Annotated in this window: 15 protein-coding genes; 8 read left to right on the forward strand and 7 right to left on the reverse strand. The window is 39.7% G+C overall.

Annotated features, from left to right (window positions below; genetic code table 11):
- Position 1: 1 nt before the first annotated feature.
- A complete protein-coding gene (locus LXF01_RS05100) occupies positions 2-1,489 on the reverse strand; it encodes a TolC family protein (RefSeq protein ID WP_233945128.1) in 1,488 nt (495 codons plus the stop codon).
- Between the two features lie 348 nt (positions 1,490-1,837).
- Here LXF01_RS05100 and serC point away from each other — a divergent pair, with 348 nt between their 5' ends.
- Positions 1,838-2,917 carry a 3-phosphoserine/phosphohydroxythreonine transaminase gene (gene serC / locus LXF01_RS05105; RefSeq protein WP_078192058.1) on the forward strand — a complete coding sequence of 360 codons (1,080 nt, stop codon included), beginning with the start codon at positions 1,838-1,840 and terminating at the stop codon, positions 2,915-2,917.
- Positions 2,918-3,522: 605 nt separating this feature from the next.
- Here serC and LXF01_RS05110 read toward each other — a convergent pair.
- Positions 3,523-4,455 carry a hypothetical protein gene (locus tag LXF01_RS05110; RefSeq protein WP_180009976.1) on the reverse strand — a complete coding sequence of 311 codons (933 nt, stop codon included), beginning with the start codon at positions 4,453-4,455 and terminating at the stop codon, positions 3,523-3,525.
- Positions 4,456-4,721: 266 nt separating this feature from the next.
- Here LXF01_RS05110 and LXF01_RS05115 point away from each other — a divergent pair, with 266 nt between their 5' ends.
- Together LXF01_RS05115 and LXF01_RS05120 are read left to right on the forward strand one after the other, a co-directional pair.
- Positions 4,722-5,210 (forward strand): YaiI/YqxD family protein, encoded by a 489-nt coding sequence (locus LXF01_RS05115; RefSeq protein WP_372491130.1) that lies wholly within the window; start codon positions 4,722-4,724, stop codon positions 5,208-5,210.
- A gap of 5 nt (positions 5,211-5,215) precedes the next feature.
- Positions 5,216-6,121 (forward strand): DMT family transporter, encoded by a 906-nt coding sequence (locus LXF01_RS05120; protein WP_233945129.1) that lies wholly within the window; start codon positions 5,216-5,218, stop codon positions 6,119-6,121.
- Positions 6,122-6,128: 7 nt separating this feature from the next.
- On the opposite strand, the gene LXF01_RS05125 is transcribed toward LXF01_RS05120, so the two are convergent.
- The gene (locus LXF01_RS05125) at positions 6,129-6,698 is read right to left on the reverse strand and encodes a PilZ domain-containing protein (protein WP_078192054.1); all 570 of its coding nucleotides are present in this window, start codon (positions 6,696-6,698) and stop codon (positions 6,129-6,131) included.
- Between the two features lie 26 nt (positions 6,699-6,724).
- On the opposite strand from LXF01_RS05125, the gene LXF01_RS05130 reads away from it, so the two are divergent.
- The 3 genes from LXF01_RS05130 to LXF01_RS05140 all read left to right on the forward strand — a co-directional run bounded on the left by LXF01_RS05130 (position 6,725) and on the right by LXF01_RS05140 (position 11,205).
- Complete coding sequence (locus LXF01_RS05130) at positions 6,725-7,960, forward strand: lipoprotein-releasing ABC transporter permease subunit (RefSeq protein ID WP_078190389.1); 1,236 nt, start codon at positions 6,725-6,727, stop codon at positions 7,958-7,960.
- The gene (gene lolD / locus LXF01_RS05135; protein ID WP_078192053.1) at positions 7,953-8,636 is read left to right on the forward strand and encodes a lipoprotein-releasing ABC transporter ATP-binding protein LolD; all 684 of its coding nucleotides are present in this window, start codon (positions 7,953-7,955) and stop codon (positions 8,634-8,636) included. Before LXF01_RS05130 ends, lolD begins: the two co-directional genes overlap by 8 nt.
- Positions 8,637-8,745: 109 nt before the next feature.
- Entirely contained in the window at positions 8,746-11,205 is a 2,460-nt protein-coding gene (locus tag LXF01_RS05140; RefSeq protein WP_233945130.1) for a DNA internalization-related competence protein ComEC/Rec2, read from the forward strand.
- Between the two features lie 32 nt (positions 11,206-11,237).
- Here the strand turns inward: LXF01_RS05140 and LXF01_RS05145 are convergent, their stop codons facing one another.
- Entirely contained in the window at positions 11,238-12,209 is a 972-nt protein-coding gene (locus LXF01_RS05145; RefSeq protein ID WP_180083896.1) for a lysophospholipid acyltransferase family protein, read from the reverse strand.
- A 127-nt stretch (positions 12,210-12,336) separates the two neighbouring features.
- Here LXF01_RS05145 and sppA point away from each other — a divergent pair, with 127 nt between their 5' ends.
- Both sppA and LXF01_RS05155 read left to right on the forward strand, forming a co-directional pair.
- Positions 12,337-13,362: a signal peptide peptidase SppA gene (gene sppA, locus LXF01_RS05150; RefSeq protein ID WP_078192397.1), complete on the forward strand. Its 1,026-nt coding sequence runs from the start codon at positions 12,337-12,339 to the stop codon at positions 13,360-13,362.
- Positions 13,359-14,168, forward strand: a complete 810-nt coding sequence (locus LXF01_RS05155) for an alpha/beta fold hydrolase (protein ID WP_180059246.1) — start codon at positions 13,359-13,361, stop codon at positions 14,166-14,168. The genes sppA and LXF01_RS05155 overlap by 4 nt, the downstream gene beginning before the upstream one ends.
- A gap of 83 nt (positions 14,169-14,251) precedes the next feature.
- Here LXF01_RS05155 and LXF01_RS05160 read toward each other — a convergent pair whose 3' ends face one another.
- The 3 genes from LXF01_RS05160 to purM form a co-directional block, all read right to left on the reverse strand.
- Positions 14,252-14,689 carry an META domain-containing protein gene (locus LXF01_RS05160; protein WP_078192049.1) on the reverse strand — a complete coding sequence of 146 codons (438 nt, stop codon included), beginning with the start codon at positions 14,687-14,689 and terminating at the stop codon, positions 14,252-14,254.
- A 324-nt stretch (positions 14,690-15,013) separates the two neighbouring features.
- Entirely contained in the window at positions 15,014-15,643 is a 630-nt protein-coding gene (gene purN, locus LXF01_RS05165) for a phosphoribosylglycinamide formyltransferase (RefSeq protein WP_180126437.1), read from the reverse strand.
- A gap of 9 nt (positions 15,644-15,652) precedes the next feature.
- A complete protein-coding gene (gene purM / locus LXF01_RS05170) occupies positions 15,653-16,723 on the reverse strand; it encodes a phosphoribosylformylglycinamidine cyclo-ligase (protein WP_078190382.1) in 1,071 nt (356 codons plus the stop codon).
- Positions 16,724-16,818 lie beyond the last annotated feature (95 nt).

The raw sequence follows: 16,818 nt of genomic DNA on the forward strand, positions 1-16,818 counted from the left end.
TTTAACGGATGTAATCGGTGTGTGATTGATTGATATAGCTTTGGAACTGGTCAATGCTCCCGTGACTTTGTAGCAGTGTTGCGAGTGACATCACGTATTTATAAGCATTGAGCGCCATTTCACTTTGTAGCCCACTCAGTGCATTTTGTGCATCAATCACTTGTGTGGCTGTTCCCATATCTTCCTTAAATGAAAGTTGTTGGATTCTTAAATTTTCTTGTGCGGCTTTTAGATTTTGCTGTAACAACAGGTGACTTTGCTGAGCGCTGGTGACTTCATTAAACGAGCTATAAATCAGACTTTCAATTTCTTGTTTGGTACGTTCAGTCATTAACTCAGAAGCATAGCGTTGAAGTTCGGCAGCTTGTACGGATTTGTTTTTATCAATACCTGAAAATAAGTTGTAGCGAGCGGCAACACCAACGATCCAGTTTTGTTTATCGTCGAGACTATATTCGCCAAATGCAAAGACGTTGGGTTTTTTTGCTGCGCTTTGGGCTTTCACATTGGCACCGGCCAATTGACTGTCCAATTGCATTTTACGCACCAAACTAGACTTATCCTGATAACTTTTTAGTAAGGCGGTTATATTTTGATTGTGTTGCTGATTGATAAATAATGGTGTTGAAAGATCAGTAATTTGGCTGCTTTGCATTAAGTTGTTTAACTTAAATAAGCTAGAGCGGAGATTCGCTTCAGTATTTTGAAAAGTGCTGAGCGCATTATTCTTCGCCACTTCAAATTGCATACGCTGGCCTTTGCTAATGAAACCCTGTTGTTCCATTTTGAGTGCATTGGCATAGTGTTGTTGCATCGCATTTAAATTGAAGCGGCTGCTTTCGACTAATTTTTTTTGTAATTGAGCATTGAAGTAGGCTTGGATTAATTCAAAACGTTGCACATCTTGTTGTTGTTCACTGCTTATCGCGCTGCGTTTGGCTTGGATATTGGCAATTTCCTTGGCGCTAGACGTTAACCCACCGGTATACAGCGGCATCATTACGGAAACGGTAGGGCGGATCACTTGATCATCTAAGACCACTTGGGAAGAATCTGGAATTAATCCGACACCATCACGGATTGGCTGTTGCAGACTGTCTTTTAATGGGTCTGCCAAATCACTCGGTAAGCTTTCATCAATTTTATTATTAATGCCATTACTCAGCGTTTGTTCTAAGTTGTTTTTTAAGGCGCCGAGAGGAATATCGAGTTCATTATGAAAGGCATAGGCACGGACGTTTAAATCCACACGAGGTAAACCAAGGCCTTTAATGGCCTGAGCTTGAAGTTCGGCAGATTGTTGTAGCGCTTGGTTGGCCTGAGTACTATACGAACTAGTGAGTAGACTTTGTTCTGCTTGGCTATAACTGATACTTTGCGCAAGTACCGTGGGGCTAAAAAAGCCACTGAAACAACCAAGGCCAAGCAGTAAACCTGAACGAAATGTATGTTTAATTTTTATAGAATAATCTGTTCGAGGTAAAGGCATAAAAATACACTCACAGCTAGGATGGGTTCATTATAGTCATTGTGATGAAGTTGGGTAAATTCACTAAGTTGTTGTATTGTTTCATATACATATGTAAATAAATTTTATCTTTGTAGCGCACATCATTTTTCTCACATCAAGACCTTAAATTAGCATCAATTCAAGGGATAAAAAATATCAGTAAATCTAATAATTTGAATTAATAAGAATTAATTTTGATCTTTATTGAAAATTTGACTTCAAATGTCAGACAGCATTGGAATATTTTCAGCTTTAACTACTGCAAGCACGCGTCAGATATGGTTAAATGCCATCATTTTATTGTGTTTCACTTTGAAAGGAAAACTCATGCGCGCGTACAACTTCTGTGCTGGTCCTGCTGCATTACCCACTGCCGTTTTAGAAAAAGCTCAAGCTGAAATGCTTGACTGGCAAGGCAAAGGCCTTTCGATCATGGAAATGAGCCACCGTAGTAAAGACTATGTCGCTGTGGCAGAGAAAGCAGAAGCTGATCTTCGTAAGCTGATGAATATTCCAGACAACTATAAAGTGTTATTCCTTCAAGGTGGCGCATCACTTCAATTCTCTGCGATCCCATTAAACCTATTGGGTAAAAACAGCAAAGCAGACTATATCCACACTGGTATTTGGTCTGAAAAAGCGTTGAAAGAAGCACAGCGTTATGGCGACATTAATGTTGTTGAAGCGGGTACCACCATTGACGGTAAACTTGCGATTACTGATCAAAGCACCTGGAACTTATCTGATGATGCGGCTTATGTGCATTATGCAGATAATGAAACCATTGGTGGTCTTCAGTTTGCCAACATTCCTGAAACAGACAAACCATTGGTTGCCGATTTTTCATCAAGCATTTTATCTGCACCATTAGACGTATCTAAGTTCGGTTTAATCTATGCAGGCGCTCAGAAAAATATTGGTCCTGCTGGTTTAACTTTGGTGATTATTCGTGATGATTTATTGGATCAGGCGAAAGCAGATATTCCAAGTATCTTGAAATATTCAGCTCAAGCAAAAAATGGTTCAATGGTGAATACACCATCAACCTATGCATGGTACTTATCTGGCCTTGTTTTTGAGTGGTTACTTGAGCAGGGTGGTGTAGACGCAATTTATAAAGCGAATATGGCAAAAGCTGAATTGCTTTATGGTTATATCGATTCAAGCGATTTCTATGCGAACCCAATTGCAAAAGAATTCCGTTCAATCATGAACGTACCATTTACTTTGGCGAACCCAGAATTGGAAAAACAATTCTTGAAAGAAGCTGAAGAAAACCACTTGCTGAATTTAGCCGGTCACCGTTCAGTGGGTGGTATGCGTGCAAGTATTTATAATGCTGTTCCACTTGAAGGCGTTCAAGCACTTGTTAACTTTATGGATGACTTTGCGAAACGCAACGCATAATTGTAAAGGCATAAAAAAACCGGCAAATGCCGGTTTTTTTATTGAATAGATTAAAAAATAAAAGTATGTAAAACGTATGCACAAATCAGCATACCTAACATAAAAAATAAGCAGGACATTGGCTCGATTTGATATCGAGATTCCATGTGATGGTCAACTTGCGATAAGTTTTCTTCTTGCACGACTTTCATAGATATTCTTTCCGATCTATTTATCGTTAATAACTGTTTCTTAAACGCATTTTTAACATAATTATTTGATTAAATAAAGTACTATCTGCCGTAAACTTACTAAACTATTTAGTTTATTTAAAAATAAGCAACTGAATTGATAAATTTAGTTTCATAAATTTCCTATCTTATTTATTTATATTAAATTTTTATATTTTATCCTTTGCAGATGGATTTATTTAGCAGCATTATTTTGAATTTAATATTGTGGATAAGTTATTTTAATTTGAATTTAAAAATAGAATATATTGACTGGCTTGTGGATAAGAAATAATCAATCATTTAAATATTCAGCGAATACACATGATTAGCGAGAAATAAAAAAACCGCACTGAGGCGGTTTTTTTTATTTGAAATTGGGTTTTTGAATTTAAATTAGGCAGATTTCGCGTAAATATTGGCTTGTATCCACAGGTTGCCACGAATATATTGCCCAACATTGAAATCTTTATGCGCTGGATTTCGTGTTGCAACACGAACAATCACCGCTTCTTGGTTTTCTTCGTGGATTAAGGTCACATCATACAGCGTATAGTCTTGCTCTTTAAATTGCATGGCGGTTTTGCCAACTATATGCCCTTGGAACCATGCTTCATCTTCTTGTCCAAGATTTTCACCATATAGGTATGCAACCATTTTAGAAAAATCGACGGTCACTGGCGCTTTGTCATCTTCAGACTTTGGTTGCCATGCTTTAATTTGTTCGTGTAAGTCTGCAGGGGCAACACCGTTGTTTGCTGCCAAGATATCGTTTAAAGCACGATGATGTTTAATCGATGCAGGATCGTCAACGACAAGCTGTTCATGTTCTGCGACAGCTTCGAGTTCATAGGCCCAAGCATTGAGTTGCACACTGTAGCTTGCATCTTTTTCATATTGGTCGTGATTGACGCTATATAAACTATCAAAAGCATACACACTGGTATTTGCGCCTAAGTCGAGGCAAAGCACAGCTTGCGTATTGGATTTACAGGTAATAATACGTTCAATGGTGGCTTTGGTTTTATATGGGCTATCAAAACTTGGAAATGCAGTTTTAACGGCTTTAGGTTTATTATTTTCTACAGCAATCACTTGGCAAAGTTGAATAGACGCTTGAGATGGACCTTGAATCAGCCATGTACTTTGATCCATATCAGATTCTTGTGCACATAAGCCCATCGGCATAATGGGTGCATCCAATGCCTGACCCAGCCAAACTGGTACATCTGTTGTCGGGTTGCCGGTGAGCAAATTCCAATGTTCAACATGACTACCAAAAGTTTGATCTTCAATAGTGATAATTTCAGGGCTATTTTGTTTTTTCATATGCACAATTGATATTGGGTTGGTTTCATAGTTAATAAATCGAGGGTTATTTGAAATTTTCAAGTCACCGACGTCATATTTATCATGAAATCATGCATAAAAAATGTTTTCAGTAGGATTTAAATGTAAAAGCATTGGAAAATAAGCCCAAGTTGGAGTCATTTTGCAGCTTTTCGATTCTCATGATTAGAGAAATGTAGATCCATTCAGCGGATGCAGATTCCCAAATTGTCATGTAGATTTGTTACTATGGGCCATGTTTAAAAGTGAATGGAAAATCAGTGCTGCCATTTAAATTATGGGTGGATGCAGATGCGTTACCACGCATTTTACGTGATGTAATTATTCGTGCTTCTGATCGTTACCAGTTAGAAGTCACTTTTGTCGCCAATCAAAATGTTGGGATAACGCCTTCGGTGCGAATTAACTCGATTCAAGTCATGAGTGGGGCAGATGCAGCGGATAAAGAAATTATTCAGCGCATGAAAGAGCACGACATCGTGATGACACAGGATATTCCACTTGCTGCTGAAGTGATTGAGCGGGGCGGTATAGCGATACATCCACGCGGAGAGATTTATACCACAGCAAATGTCAAAGCACGTCTACACTTACGCGACTTTATGGATACTTTACGGGGCGCAGGTGTGCAAACCGGTGGTCCAGCACCGATTTCTGAACGTGATAAGCGCGAATTTTCCAGCAGCTTAGATCAAACCATTCAAAAGCAAAAACGTAAAACGGCGCAGAAGTAAAAACTATGCCATCTAAAACAAATCTAGCGACGACTTATGCGTTGTTGGTGTTCATTTGGTCAACCACGCCACTTGCCATCGTTTGGAGTGTAAGTGATATCAATGCGTTTTGGGCACTGACATTACGCTTTTTTATCGCATTACCCTTGGCTTTCGCATTATTGTTTATTTTTAAACATAAACTGCCGATGGATAAAACCTCCCTGCACAGTTATTTGGCAGGGGCGTTTAGTTTTATTGGTTCTCAGATTTTTACCTATATGGCAACGGCCTATCTTAGCTCAGGCATTATTGCCCTGATGTTTGGTTTGGCACCAATTATGACGGGTCTGATTGGTCGTTTCTTCTTTCATACCTATCTGCATCGCTTGCAATGGATGGGGATGTTGATTGCCGTCTGTGGTTTAGCCATTATTTGCTTAGGCGGCAGTGATCAGCACGTACAGCCTGTTGGTATCGTCTTAATGTTAATGAGCGTATTCGTCTACTGCATGTCGATTTTTTGGGTGAAAAAAGTCAATGCGCCATTACAGCCCATGTCTCAAGCCACGGGTTCGATTCTTATCTCAGCACTATTTTCTGCTGCAATGCTACCTTTTATTTGGCAGTATGCACCTACACAGATGCCTTCGACCAAAGCACTCATTGGCTTATTTTATGCAGTGATTATGGCTTCATTGATTGCAATGTTTTGTTATTTCAAACTGGTACAAAACATCAAGGCGACAACTTTGTCTTTAACAACGGTACTCACACCCATGCTTGCTATGCTCTTTGGTGCTTTACTGAATGATGAAAAATTATCATTGATGGTTTTACTTGGTGCTGTGATTCTATTATCAGGCTTGTTTGTTTATTTTTATAAAGATTTTCGGGCGAACAGAGAGCTCGCCCACAAATTAAAACATTGATTAAAAATCACTCTTTGTTTTGGGTCAGTGCGATACACTCTGCAAGTTTGACGCGGTCTTGAGGGAGCAGTGTGATAAAATAGGCACCCGTACGGTATAAGTTGCTTTCTTCTTCACGGCTATAAACCACTTGCGCAGTTGCCGCAATATGGAAGAAATTTTCAGGGTGGCTTAAGGTCACATGGATATAAGTACCTTCTTTAATCGCGCGTTCGCTAAAAAAGCTCAAACCAGTCTCTGAAAAATTCACATGCTCAGGCACTGGTAACATGCTTTGTACAATTGCGTCGTATAAAGAACCCGTAATAAGGTTTAACTTTTGGTTAAATAAGGATAAGATTCGAGCAATTTGTTGATCTTTCTCAGCTAATTGTTCTAATTCGTAGTTGAGTGCATGATCAAATTGATCTAATTCAGCAAGTAGTAGAAAATAGCGCGGCAATACAAAATTAGGATCGTAAGGATCATTCAGTGCAACATCATCAGAGATAATCTGATAGTTGATGCGCAAAGCAGCATCGATACGCGACATTACACGGCGTTCAGTTTGAACACTTTGATGCTGTAAATTTTCCATAATATATTACCTCGGACTAGATGGTTATGTTTAAACCAATCTCGCTGTATATAGGGTTGAGATACACTCGCGCTCGGCGCAGTAACCACTTTATTTCTTTTATTGCTCTGGTATCCATGATCGGCCTCACGCTTGGTGTGGCAGTCCTTATTACAGTTTTATCTGTGATGAATGGTTTCGATCGTGAGCTGAAAACTCGTGTCTTAGGAATGATACCTCAAGCCACTGTTTCTTCAACACAAATTTTAACAAATTGGCCTGAACTTGCAAAAAAAATTGAGCAGCATGAGCATGTTCAAGGGGTCGCACCATTCACCCAATTACAGGGAATGTTGACGGCACAAGGTCAAGTGTCTGGCATTATGGTCAGTGGGATTGAACCGCAGTATGAAAAAAAGGTATCAATTATCCAAGACCATATGGTGGAAGGCAGTATCGATAACCTGAAAAAAGGTGAGTTTGGTATTGTCCTTGGCAAGCAAATGACAGATGCCTTGGGCTTAGGTTTAAATGACAGTGTGACCTTGGTGCTTCCCGAAGCAACACCTTCTCCGGCTGGCGTTGTTCCGCGTTTTAAACGATTTAAAATTGTGGGTATTTTCAGTATTGGTGCAGAAGTTGATTCGATGATGGGCTATGTAGCCCTGAACGATGCGTCGACTTTATTAAGACTGCCAGATGGTGCACAAGGCATCCGTATGAAGTTGGATGATATTTTTGCAGCGCCACAAGTGTCTCAAGAAATTGTGCGTGATTTACCTGCAAACTTTTATGCTTCAGATTGGACTTATACGCACGGTAATCTGTTCAGTGCGATTCAAATGGAAAAGGCAATGGTAAGTTTATTGCTGTTCCTGATTGTATTGGTTGCAGCATTTAATATCGTGTCTTCATTGGTGATGGTGGTCACTGATAAAAAATCCGATATTGCCATTTTGCGTACTCTAGGTGCTTCACCGGCTACAATCACGCGGATCTTTATGGTGCAAGGTACAGTGATTGGGGTGATTGGTACGGTGTCTGGGGCAATTTTAGGGATTATTGCTGCATCTAGTATTAGTAATTTAGTCGGTTGGTTGAATACAACATTGGGCTTAAATATGTTTGATGCTTACTTCATCAACTATTTACCGTCTTATTTAAGATGGCAAGATGTTGTGGTGATTGTGTCCTTATCATTGGGTCTTAGCTTTATCGCGACTATTTATCCGGCTTTACGTGCAGCTAAAGTTCAACCTGCAGAGGCTCTACGCTATGAGTAATTTAGTTTTAGATGCCCAAAACATTACCAAATCTTTTACTGATGGGAAGTCTACAGTCGATGTGATTCGTGGACTTTCATTACAAGTCAAAGCAGGTGAGTTTGTTTCGATTGTGGGGTCAAGTGGTTCTGGTAAAAGTACGTTGTTGCATGTATTGGGTGGCTTAGATCGTCCAACATCGGGTCAAGTGTTGATTAATGGTCAACGCTTTGACACTTTAGGTGAAGCAGAGCGTGGTTATATCCGTAATGAGCATTTAGGTTTTGTATACCAATTCCATCACTTGCTGCCTGAATTTACCGCCTTTGAAAATGTGGCAATGCCATTGATGTTACGTAAGTCGAGTAACTTCAAAGAAGTGAAGCAGCAAGCTGAATATCTTTTGGAACGCGTTGGACTTTCCCACCGCATGACGCACAAACCGGGTGAGCTTTCAGGCGGTGAACGTCAACGTGTGGCTTTGGCTCGTGCATTGGTAGCAAGACCTAAGTTGATGATGGCTGATGAGCCAACAGGGAACTTAGACCGCAAAACCGCGGTGAAGATTTTTGAGTTGCTATCTGAGTTGCGTAAAGAATTTAACATGGCAATGCTAATTGTGACCCATGATGAATATTTAGCTCAATCTGCTGATGCGATTTTGCATATGCAAGATGGTTTATGGGTAGATGACTAAGCGCTAAATTGATTTTGTAAAAAAAAATTAGTGGATTAAGATTGTTTGATTGAAGCTCACCGCGGTGGGCTTTATTATTGCCAGCACATAATAAAAATAATGACGACTCATGTTACAAAGTTTTTGTATTGGCTGGATTTTAGGTATTTCTTTTATGGGGTTCATGTTTTGGAATCCACAACTCTCGACAGCTCAGTTGCTTTTTATTGTCCTGATTTGGCTAGTGCTACAGCTCTACATTTCACCAAAACTAAAAAGTATCTTTTCGAAAATCTTACAGCTCAGTGCAAATCTTTGCATAGGTGCAATTCTCGGCTTTAGTTTCGCCAATACTCAACTCGATCAGCGTTTGGCATTGGTTGAACATCAGAGCAGACAAGGCGAGTTTATAGCGTATATTCCACAGATCAGCCAACTCAAAGACCAAGCAATTCAGCAAAAAATTGAAGTGCTCAATGTGAATCAGCAGATTCAATATTTTATGGCGTATTTACCCAATTCAATTTTGCAAAATAATGAACAGACGATTCAGTTGGTCCCTGGACAATACTATCGTATGTATGGTGAGTTACGACCTACCCAAAGCTATGTGACAGAAGGTGCATTTGACCAAGAGCGGTGGAGCGTACAGCAAAATATACATGCCAGTTTAAAGGTGAAGTCGGTGGAATTAATACCACCTCAACATGTGATTGCGATGGGCTATGGGCAGCAGTATCAACGACATCAAGGTGTGTTGCATCAGTTCAAAATAAAAGTCGAACAGCAGCGTTTATATTTAAGAGCATTTATATACCAACAGCCGCTGCGGAATCATGGCTTACTGCTAGCATTGCTTACAGGTGATAAAAGTTTACTGACTGATGGAACCAGTGAATTATTTCAACGTTTTGGCATGAGTCATTTACTGGCGATTTCTGGACCGCATGTACTGGTTTTTGCCAGTATGTTCTGTTGGGCGATGCAGTTGGGTATCCGTAAATATTGTCCCAAAATTTATCTCAAATGGCCTAAACAATATGTATTGGTCGTGCCCTTTATCTTCTGTGTCCTTCTATATTGCGCATTTACTGGCTTTGAAATACCTGCACTGAGAACGCTGACGATCTGCCTAGTTGCCAGTAGCATGCTTTTGTTACGGCAAACCATTCAGCCTTTTCAACTGCTGGTTTTTAGTGCAGCTATTTTATTGCTCGTGGATCCCTTTAGTATTTTATCCGCGGCATTTTGGTTGTCTTATGGCGCCTGCTTTATTTTACTGCGGATTTATCAAACCTTAAGGAAGCATTTACTGGCTCAAACGGACGCCAGTTTTTGGCAAAAGTTAAAGCATTCAATGTGGTTGATGGTGGAATCACAATGGAAAATCTTTGTCGCCTTATTTCCATTGATGGTGATTTTTTTCAAGCAAGTGACTTGGATTAGCCCATTAAGTAATTTATTCGCCATCCCGTGGTTAGGGGCTGTGGTGGTTCCTTTAGATATCATCGGAGGGGCACTTTCTTATATTTCTACACCTTTGGCGCATTTGGTTTTTTTATTCAATGATCTGTGTTTGGAAATATTGCATGTGTTTCTCTATGGCTTAGATCGACTCTTTGCACCAAAAATGCAAGATGTCGCATTGACGTCAACTCAAATCATACTGTTGATACTCGTTATAGTAATCTTATTTTTACCTGAAGGTATCTTGCCAAAATATTGGACGGTCATTGCCTTTTTTGCTCTGTTTATCCCATGGAGAAATTCAGCAAATTTTCAGCTTTCAATTTTAGATGTGGGGCAAGGGCAGGCGATTTATATCCGATCTGTAGATCATCATATGATGGTGGACTTCGGTGGAAACTATGATGAAAATAAATTTAGTGTCGGGCGGAATATCATCCGACCATTTTTGAGTGTGCAAGGTGTCCATCGACTAGATCGGGTGTTATTGACTCATTTAGATCAAGACCATAGTGGTGGCTTTTTCTCATTGGAGCAACAACTTGATATTGGGCAGCTTTCAAGTAATGAGCGGGTACAAACCATAAACCAAGCTCCACAGCGCTTATGTCAGCGTGGTCAGCAGTGGAATTGGGATCAGCAAGTCTATTTTGAAATACTCTCGCCAAAGCCTGAAGATCTGACAGATGCCAAATGGAATGCCAATGAACGTTCTTGTGTTCTATATGTCACGGTCAAAGACGTCAATGGCCCACGACATTTTCTATTGATGGGGGATGCGGGTTGGGAGACTGAATATCAAATATTAAGTGATTATCCAGACCTAAAAGTCGATGTCTTGGTGCTCGGACACCATGGTAGTCGGCACAGTTCATCCTATGCGTTTTTAAACCATTTTAAGCCCAAGTTGGCGATTGCTTCTGCAGGGCGCTTTAATCGTTATGGACATCCTGCAAACATGACCCAAACACGCCTCAAACAATTAGACATTCCACTTTTGCAAACTGCACAAAGTGGAAGTATCCATTTCAAGCAAAATAAACAGCAAATTGAACTAATTGAAGAGCGGACAAAGTATAAATGGCTCGATCTATATCGCAGGCTATCTAAAGAATCCGAATAGAAAAACTACTTCAAGTATATTGTTTGAAAATGTCATTCTGCCACATTTTTAATTTTTTGCTGTCTTTGATATTCCTCACGAATATCACGAATGCGTTGAGCGGCTTCTTCATCACTAATATTGTATAGATTTCTCAATTTTGGATTGGCTTTAAAGCGTTTATAGCTCCAGTGATAATGCTCTGGATAACGATGAATTAAATCTTCCACTGCTTTAAAGATAACTATAGAGCCATCATCTGCATTGCCTTGATAGATATTCTCATCCATAGGTTCGATATGCATATCAAAACCATGATTATCGTTACGAATGGCATACAGTAAGAGCGCACGTGCTTTGGTTTTTTGAATTAATTTTGCACTTAAGTTGCTGGTTTTTAGTGGAATACCAAAGTATGGAATCATTTCGCCGCCGGCATTGGGGGTATGATCTGGCAAGATCACAGTCGTCCCACCTTGTTTTAAGGCTTTGAAAATCTGACGTACACCTGATTCATCCGTAGGAACCAATATTGCTTGCTCACGGCTTCGAGCAGCACGGACAAAATTGTTGGCAGATTCGCTTTTTACCGGCTTGTACATGATGGTCATTTGAGTGTACTGCGCAACCCATGCATTCATGATTTCCCAAGTACCAAAATGTGGTACTACGAGTACAACGCCTTTTTGTAGGGCGAGCGCTTCATGTAAATATTCAGCGCCATGTACGTGATGAATTCGTTGAATATTTTTTTCTGTACTTGCACCCCAAATGTTAAAAAATTCAAAATAAGAACAAAGTTCGTTTCGAATCGCTTGTTTAGTGAGTTGAATGCGAGCTGACTCTGATAATTCAGGCAATGCAATTTTAAGATTGCGTTGAATCGTAGAGTAGGTTTTAGAGATTTTTAAAACATTGACTAACCCAGCCAAACCTTTTGCAATTAATCTTGAAATTTGAATAGGTTGACGGCTGATAAATTTTAACAGGTGATATGTGGTGTCCTGTGAATTTTGGTCGGTCATCTTATTTAAGTCTGAAAGAAATGAAAGAAAATTTAAAATAATTATAGGGGAAAATGAATTGATTAGACAGTTATAGCGATTAGCGTGTATATAATGACTACAAATTAACGATCAAATGGGTTTTTTTATGTCCGAATGGCCACCAAAACCTGAAGAAAAACAGCAAAGTTCTTCAAACAATATTCAGCAGCCAACTGGAAATGAATGGAAAATATTAGAAAAAGCCGTGCTTTCTTCCGTTGAAGAACAACGTAGAGCACGTAGATGGGGTATATTTTTTAAATTTTTAACCTTTGCTTATTTGTTATTTATTATCATTGCGATGGCAAAAAGTTGCAGCATGTCGTCATCTGATCCAGCAGCGACAGCGGGTTCACATATTGCTGTGGTTGATATCATTGGGACCATTGCGGCGGACAAGCAAAGTGTAAACAGCGCAAATACCATCAAAGCTTTGAAAAAAGCCTATGAAAACAAACAAAGCAAAGCGATTGTTTTAAATATTAATTCACCAGGTGGTTCACCTGTTCAGTCTGATGAAATTTGGCAAGAAATTCAGTACTTGAAAAAAGCCCATACTGATAAAAAATTGTATGCCATTATTGGTGATACAGGCGCTTCAGGTGCGTACTATATTGCGTCTGCGGCAGATGAAATTATTGTCAATCCTTCAAGTTTAGTGGGTTCGATTGGCGTGATTATGCCGAATTATGGTGTTAGTGGTTTGATGCAAAAATTCGGTGTAGAAGATCGCACCATGACTTCGGGTGAGAACAAAGCCATTTTATCCATGACTCAACCTGTAGATGCAGCACAAAAAGCACATGTTCAAGGTGTACTTGATAATGTTCATGCGCATTTCATTAATGCAGTGAAGGAAGGTCGCGGTAAGAAATTAAAATCAAATGATCCAGCTATTTTCTCAGGTTTATTTTGGACGGGTGATCAGGCTGTGAAGCTAGGTATTGCTGACCGTACAGGTAGTTTAAATAGCCTGAAACGTGAATTGAAAACTGAAAAAGCCGTGAACTACACCATTGAAAATAGTCCGTTTGATTCTGTACTAGGTCGTATGGGAAGTTCATTTGGTCAAGGTTTGGCAAGCGCATTGTCACAACAGGTTCAATCTGAAAACAGCACGAAATTACAATGAAACCGTTAATTCATTTTGCGCACGCCAATGGCGTGCCATCACGGGTTTATCAAAAATTGTTTGATTTACTGAGTGATGAATATGATGTGATCTATGTGCCGTTACTTGGGCCAGATAAGCGTTACCCAATCGATAACCATTGGAAAAGCTTAACACAGCAAGTCATTGACAGTATTGTACGTCAGGCCAATGGTCGTAAGGTGATTGGATTAGGTCACTCATTAGGTTCGGTTTTAACATTTCAGGCTGCTTTACAACGCCCAGAATTATTTGAACAAGTGTTAATGATTGATCCGCCTATGATCATGGGGAAAGAGTCTTTTGCTTTGCACATCGCAAAACTCCTCAAACTTAAAGTCCTCGATAAAATGTCCCCAGCAGGATTGTCGAAGCGTCGTCGTGATCATTGGGACAGCCGTGAACAAGCAGCAGAGCTTTTAAGGCCGAAAGGTTTTTATAAAGATTTCGATCCAGACTGTTATCAAGCTTATATTGATCATGCCTTGATGGACGATAAACTGCGTGGTGGGGTGGAGTTGACGATTTCACGTGATGATGAAGTTCATATTTTTCGAACCAATCCTTCACTGTGGTGGTTACCTCATGCTCAACCGCAAGTACCTGTACAGCAGTTAATTGCAGAGCAGGGACCATTTTTAGCTCGGCACTTTCCACAAATGGTAGAGAAAAAATTTGCGATTCCATTTAAAGTTGCTGCGGGGAGTCATATGTTCCCCTTAGAACATCCTGTAGAAACTGTGGAATTGATCAAAGATTTACTTAAATCGTCTAAGCGTCATCATTGAACCTTAAAAACGACAACACAAAAAAAGCACTCTATAGAGTGCTTTTTTTATGAATGAAACATTCTACTTTCTACTTTTGAGATTTATTTCGCATTTTCAAATTGTAAAACAACTTTGTTGTTGGCATCTAAAAATTTCAAATGATCTTTAGAGGCATCATAATGAGTGACTTGGCTCAATGCCTGCGAAAAATGTTGAGGAATATTTGTCGCAGTCAAACACGCTCTTTGTGTTGTAGCAAGGTTTGAAAATTGGATTTTTGTGTTTTGCACAGCGTAACCGCCCATGAATCGATTACAACCATCAGAACCACTTACACGAGTATCGTCGAAAGTGATGGTGGGTACGTTCGAATTGTTAGGGTCAGCTTCAAGCTTAACGCCTTGAATTTCACTCGCAACCCAATTTTTGTTTTGTAATTTATCTAAATTACGATCAGTAGCCGGATTTGATGTCGTAGCACAACCAATCATACCCAGTGTTATACATGCACAAGTCGCCAGTGTGATGGATTTTAACATGTGATTTTCTCCACTTTTTTTTGACGGATGTAATATTTCAAGATTTATAAGGTTTACTAATTGCAATATAAGCTTATTATTTTAATGATGCTAAAAGCTTTAATTTAACTAAAAACTACATATTGATCATAAAGTTGAACATTCTGCAAAAATGGATTTTAGATTTTAGATTTTAGATTTTAGATTTTAGATTTTAGATTTTAGATTTTAGATTTTAGATTTTAGATTTTAGATTTTAGATTTTAGTAATAAATAGAGTTTTATTTGGCACTGAAAAAACAAAACGCACCCTAAGATGCGTTGATTGTTAAGTTATACAGTTGCTTAGAACTTACAGAATTGAACAGGTTGTTGCAAAGGCTCGCCACGATATAAAACACCGTTTTCAGTGTGTTGAATGGTGCCATTACAAATCCATTCTGCCACTTGAGGGTAAATCACATGCTCAAGCACGTGAACCCGATCTGCCAGACTTTCAGCATGATCATGCACATTGACTTTAAGTACGCCTTGAGCAAGCGCTTGACCAGCATCCAGCTCTGCAGTTACATAGTGAACTGTACAGCCATGGAAGACATCACCGGTGTTTAAAACACGTTGATGAGTATGCATTCCTTTATAATTTGGCAGCAGAGAAGGGTGGATGTTAATCATTTTTCCTTCCCATGCTTTGACAAATTTTGCGCTTAAAATGCGCATAAAGCCTGCCAAAATGACCAAATCAACATCCCAGTCGAGCAGTTGTTGATGCATCACATCATCAAAAGCTTCACGACTTGGATATTGCTTATGTTCAATGACTGCATTTGCAATATTTGCTTTTCTTGCACGTTGCAGTGCAAAAGCGTCAGGTCTATTGGAAATCACCCCAACGATTTGACCTGATAGATTGGCATCGATCAGGGCTTGCAGGTTAGATCCACTGCCTGAAACAAGTACAGCAATTTTAATCATGAACGTTGCTTATGCGAAAACTACACGGATTTTTTCGTCAGCGCCTTCAACAGATTCAGCATTATCTGCAATGTGACCCATTGTGAATGCTTTTTCGCCAAGGCTATTGAGTAATTCAACAGTTTTGTCAGCATCGGCTGCATCAACCACGAGAACCATACCTACGCCACAGTTAAATGTGCGGTACATTTCAAATTGTTCAACACCACCTTCTTTTTGAAGTAGTTTGAATAATTCTGGCCATTCCCAAGATGCTTCATTGACTACCGCTTGAGCACCATTTGGAAGTACACGAGGTAAGTTACCCGGTAAACCGCCGCCTGTGATGTGCGCCATAGCGTGTACATCCACTTCTTTCAATAACTGAAGAATTGGTTTTACATAAATACGTGTTGGTTCCATTGCTGTATCTGCAAGTGGACGACCATCAACGATTTGAGTAAGGTCAACGTTTTTCACATCTAAAATTTTACGAAGAAGTGAGTAACCGTTTGAGTGTGCGCCAGAAGATGCAACACCAACTAAAACGTCACCCGCTTTAACTTTAGAGCCATCAATAATTTTACTTTGCTCAACTACACCTACGCAGAAACCTGCAAGGTCATAGTCTTCGCCTTCATACATACCTGGCATTTCAGCAGTTTCACCGCCAACCAATGCACAGCCTGCAAGTTCACAACCCGCACCGATACCAGTCACCACATTTGCTGCAACGTCAACGTTGAGGTGGCCAGTTGCATAGTAGTCAAGGAAGAACAGTGGTTCAGCACCACATACAAGAAGATCGTTTACGCACATTGCAACCAAGTCTTGACCAATTGTGTCATGACGGTTCAAATTCAATGCTAAACGTAATTTTGTACCAACACCATCTGTGCCAGATACGAGAACAGGTTCTTCATAACCTTTAGGAATTTTACAAAGAGCGCCGAAGCCGCCTAGGCCGCCCATTACTTCAGGACGTGCAGTACGTTTCGCGACAGATTTGATACGATCGACTAACGCGTCGCCCGCTTCAATGTCGACACCTGCATCTTTGTAGCTTAAACCAGTGTTTGGGGTAGAAGTTGAGTTGCTCATAATGAAGTCTCCGCATTCGCGCGGGGATTATAACCTGAATATGCAAAACTCTTATGCTATTTCGCACTAAAATGTTATCTTTATTAAAATATTTT

Source organism: Acinetobacter sp. SH20PTE14 (genome assembly GCF_021391555.1).
GTDB classification, from domain to species: domain Bacteria; phylum Pseudomonadota; class Gammaproteobacteria; order Pseudomonadales; family Moraxellaceae; genus Acinetobacter; species Acinetobacter amyesii.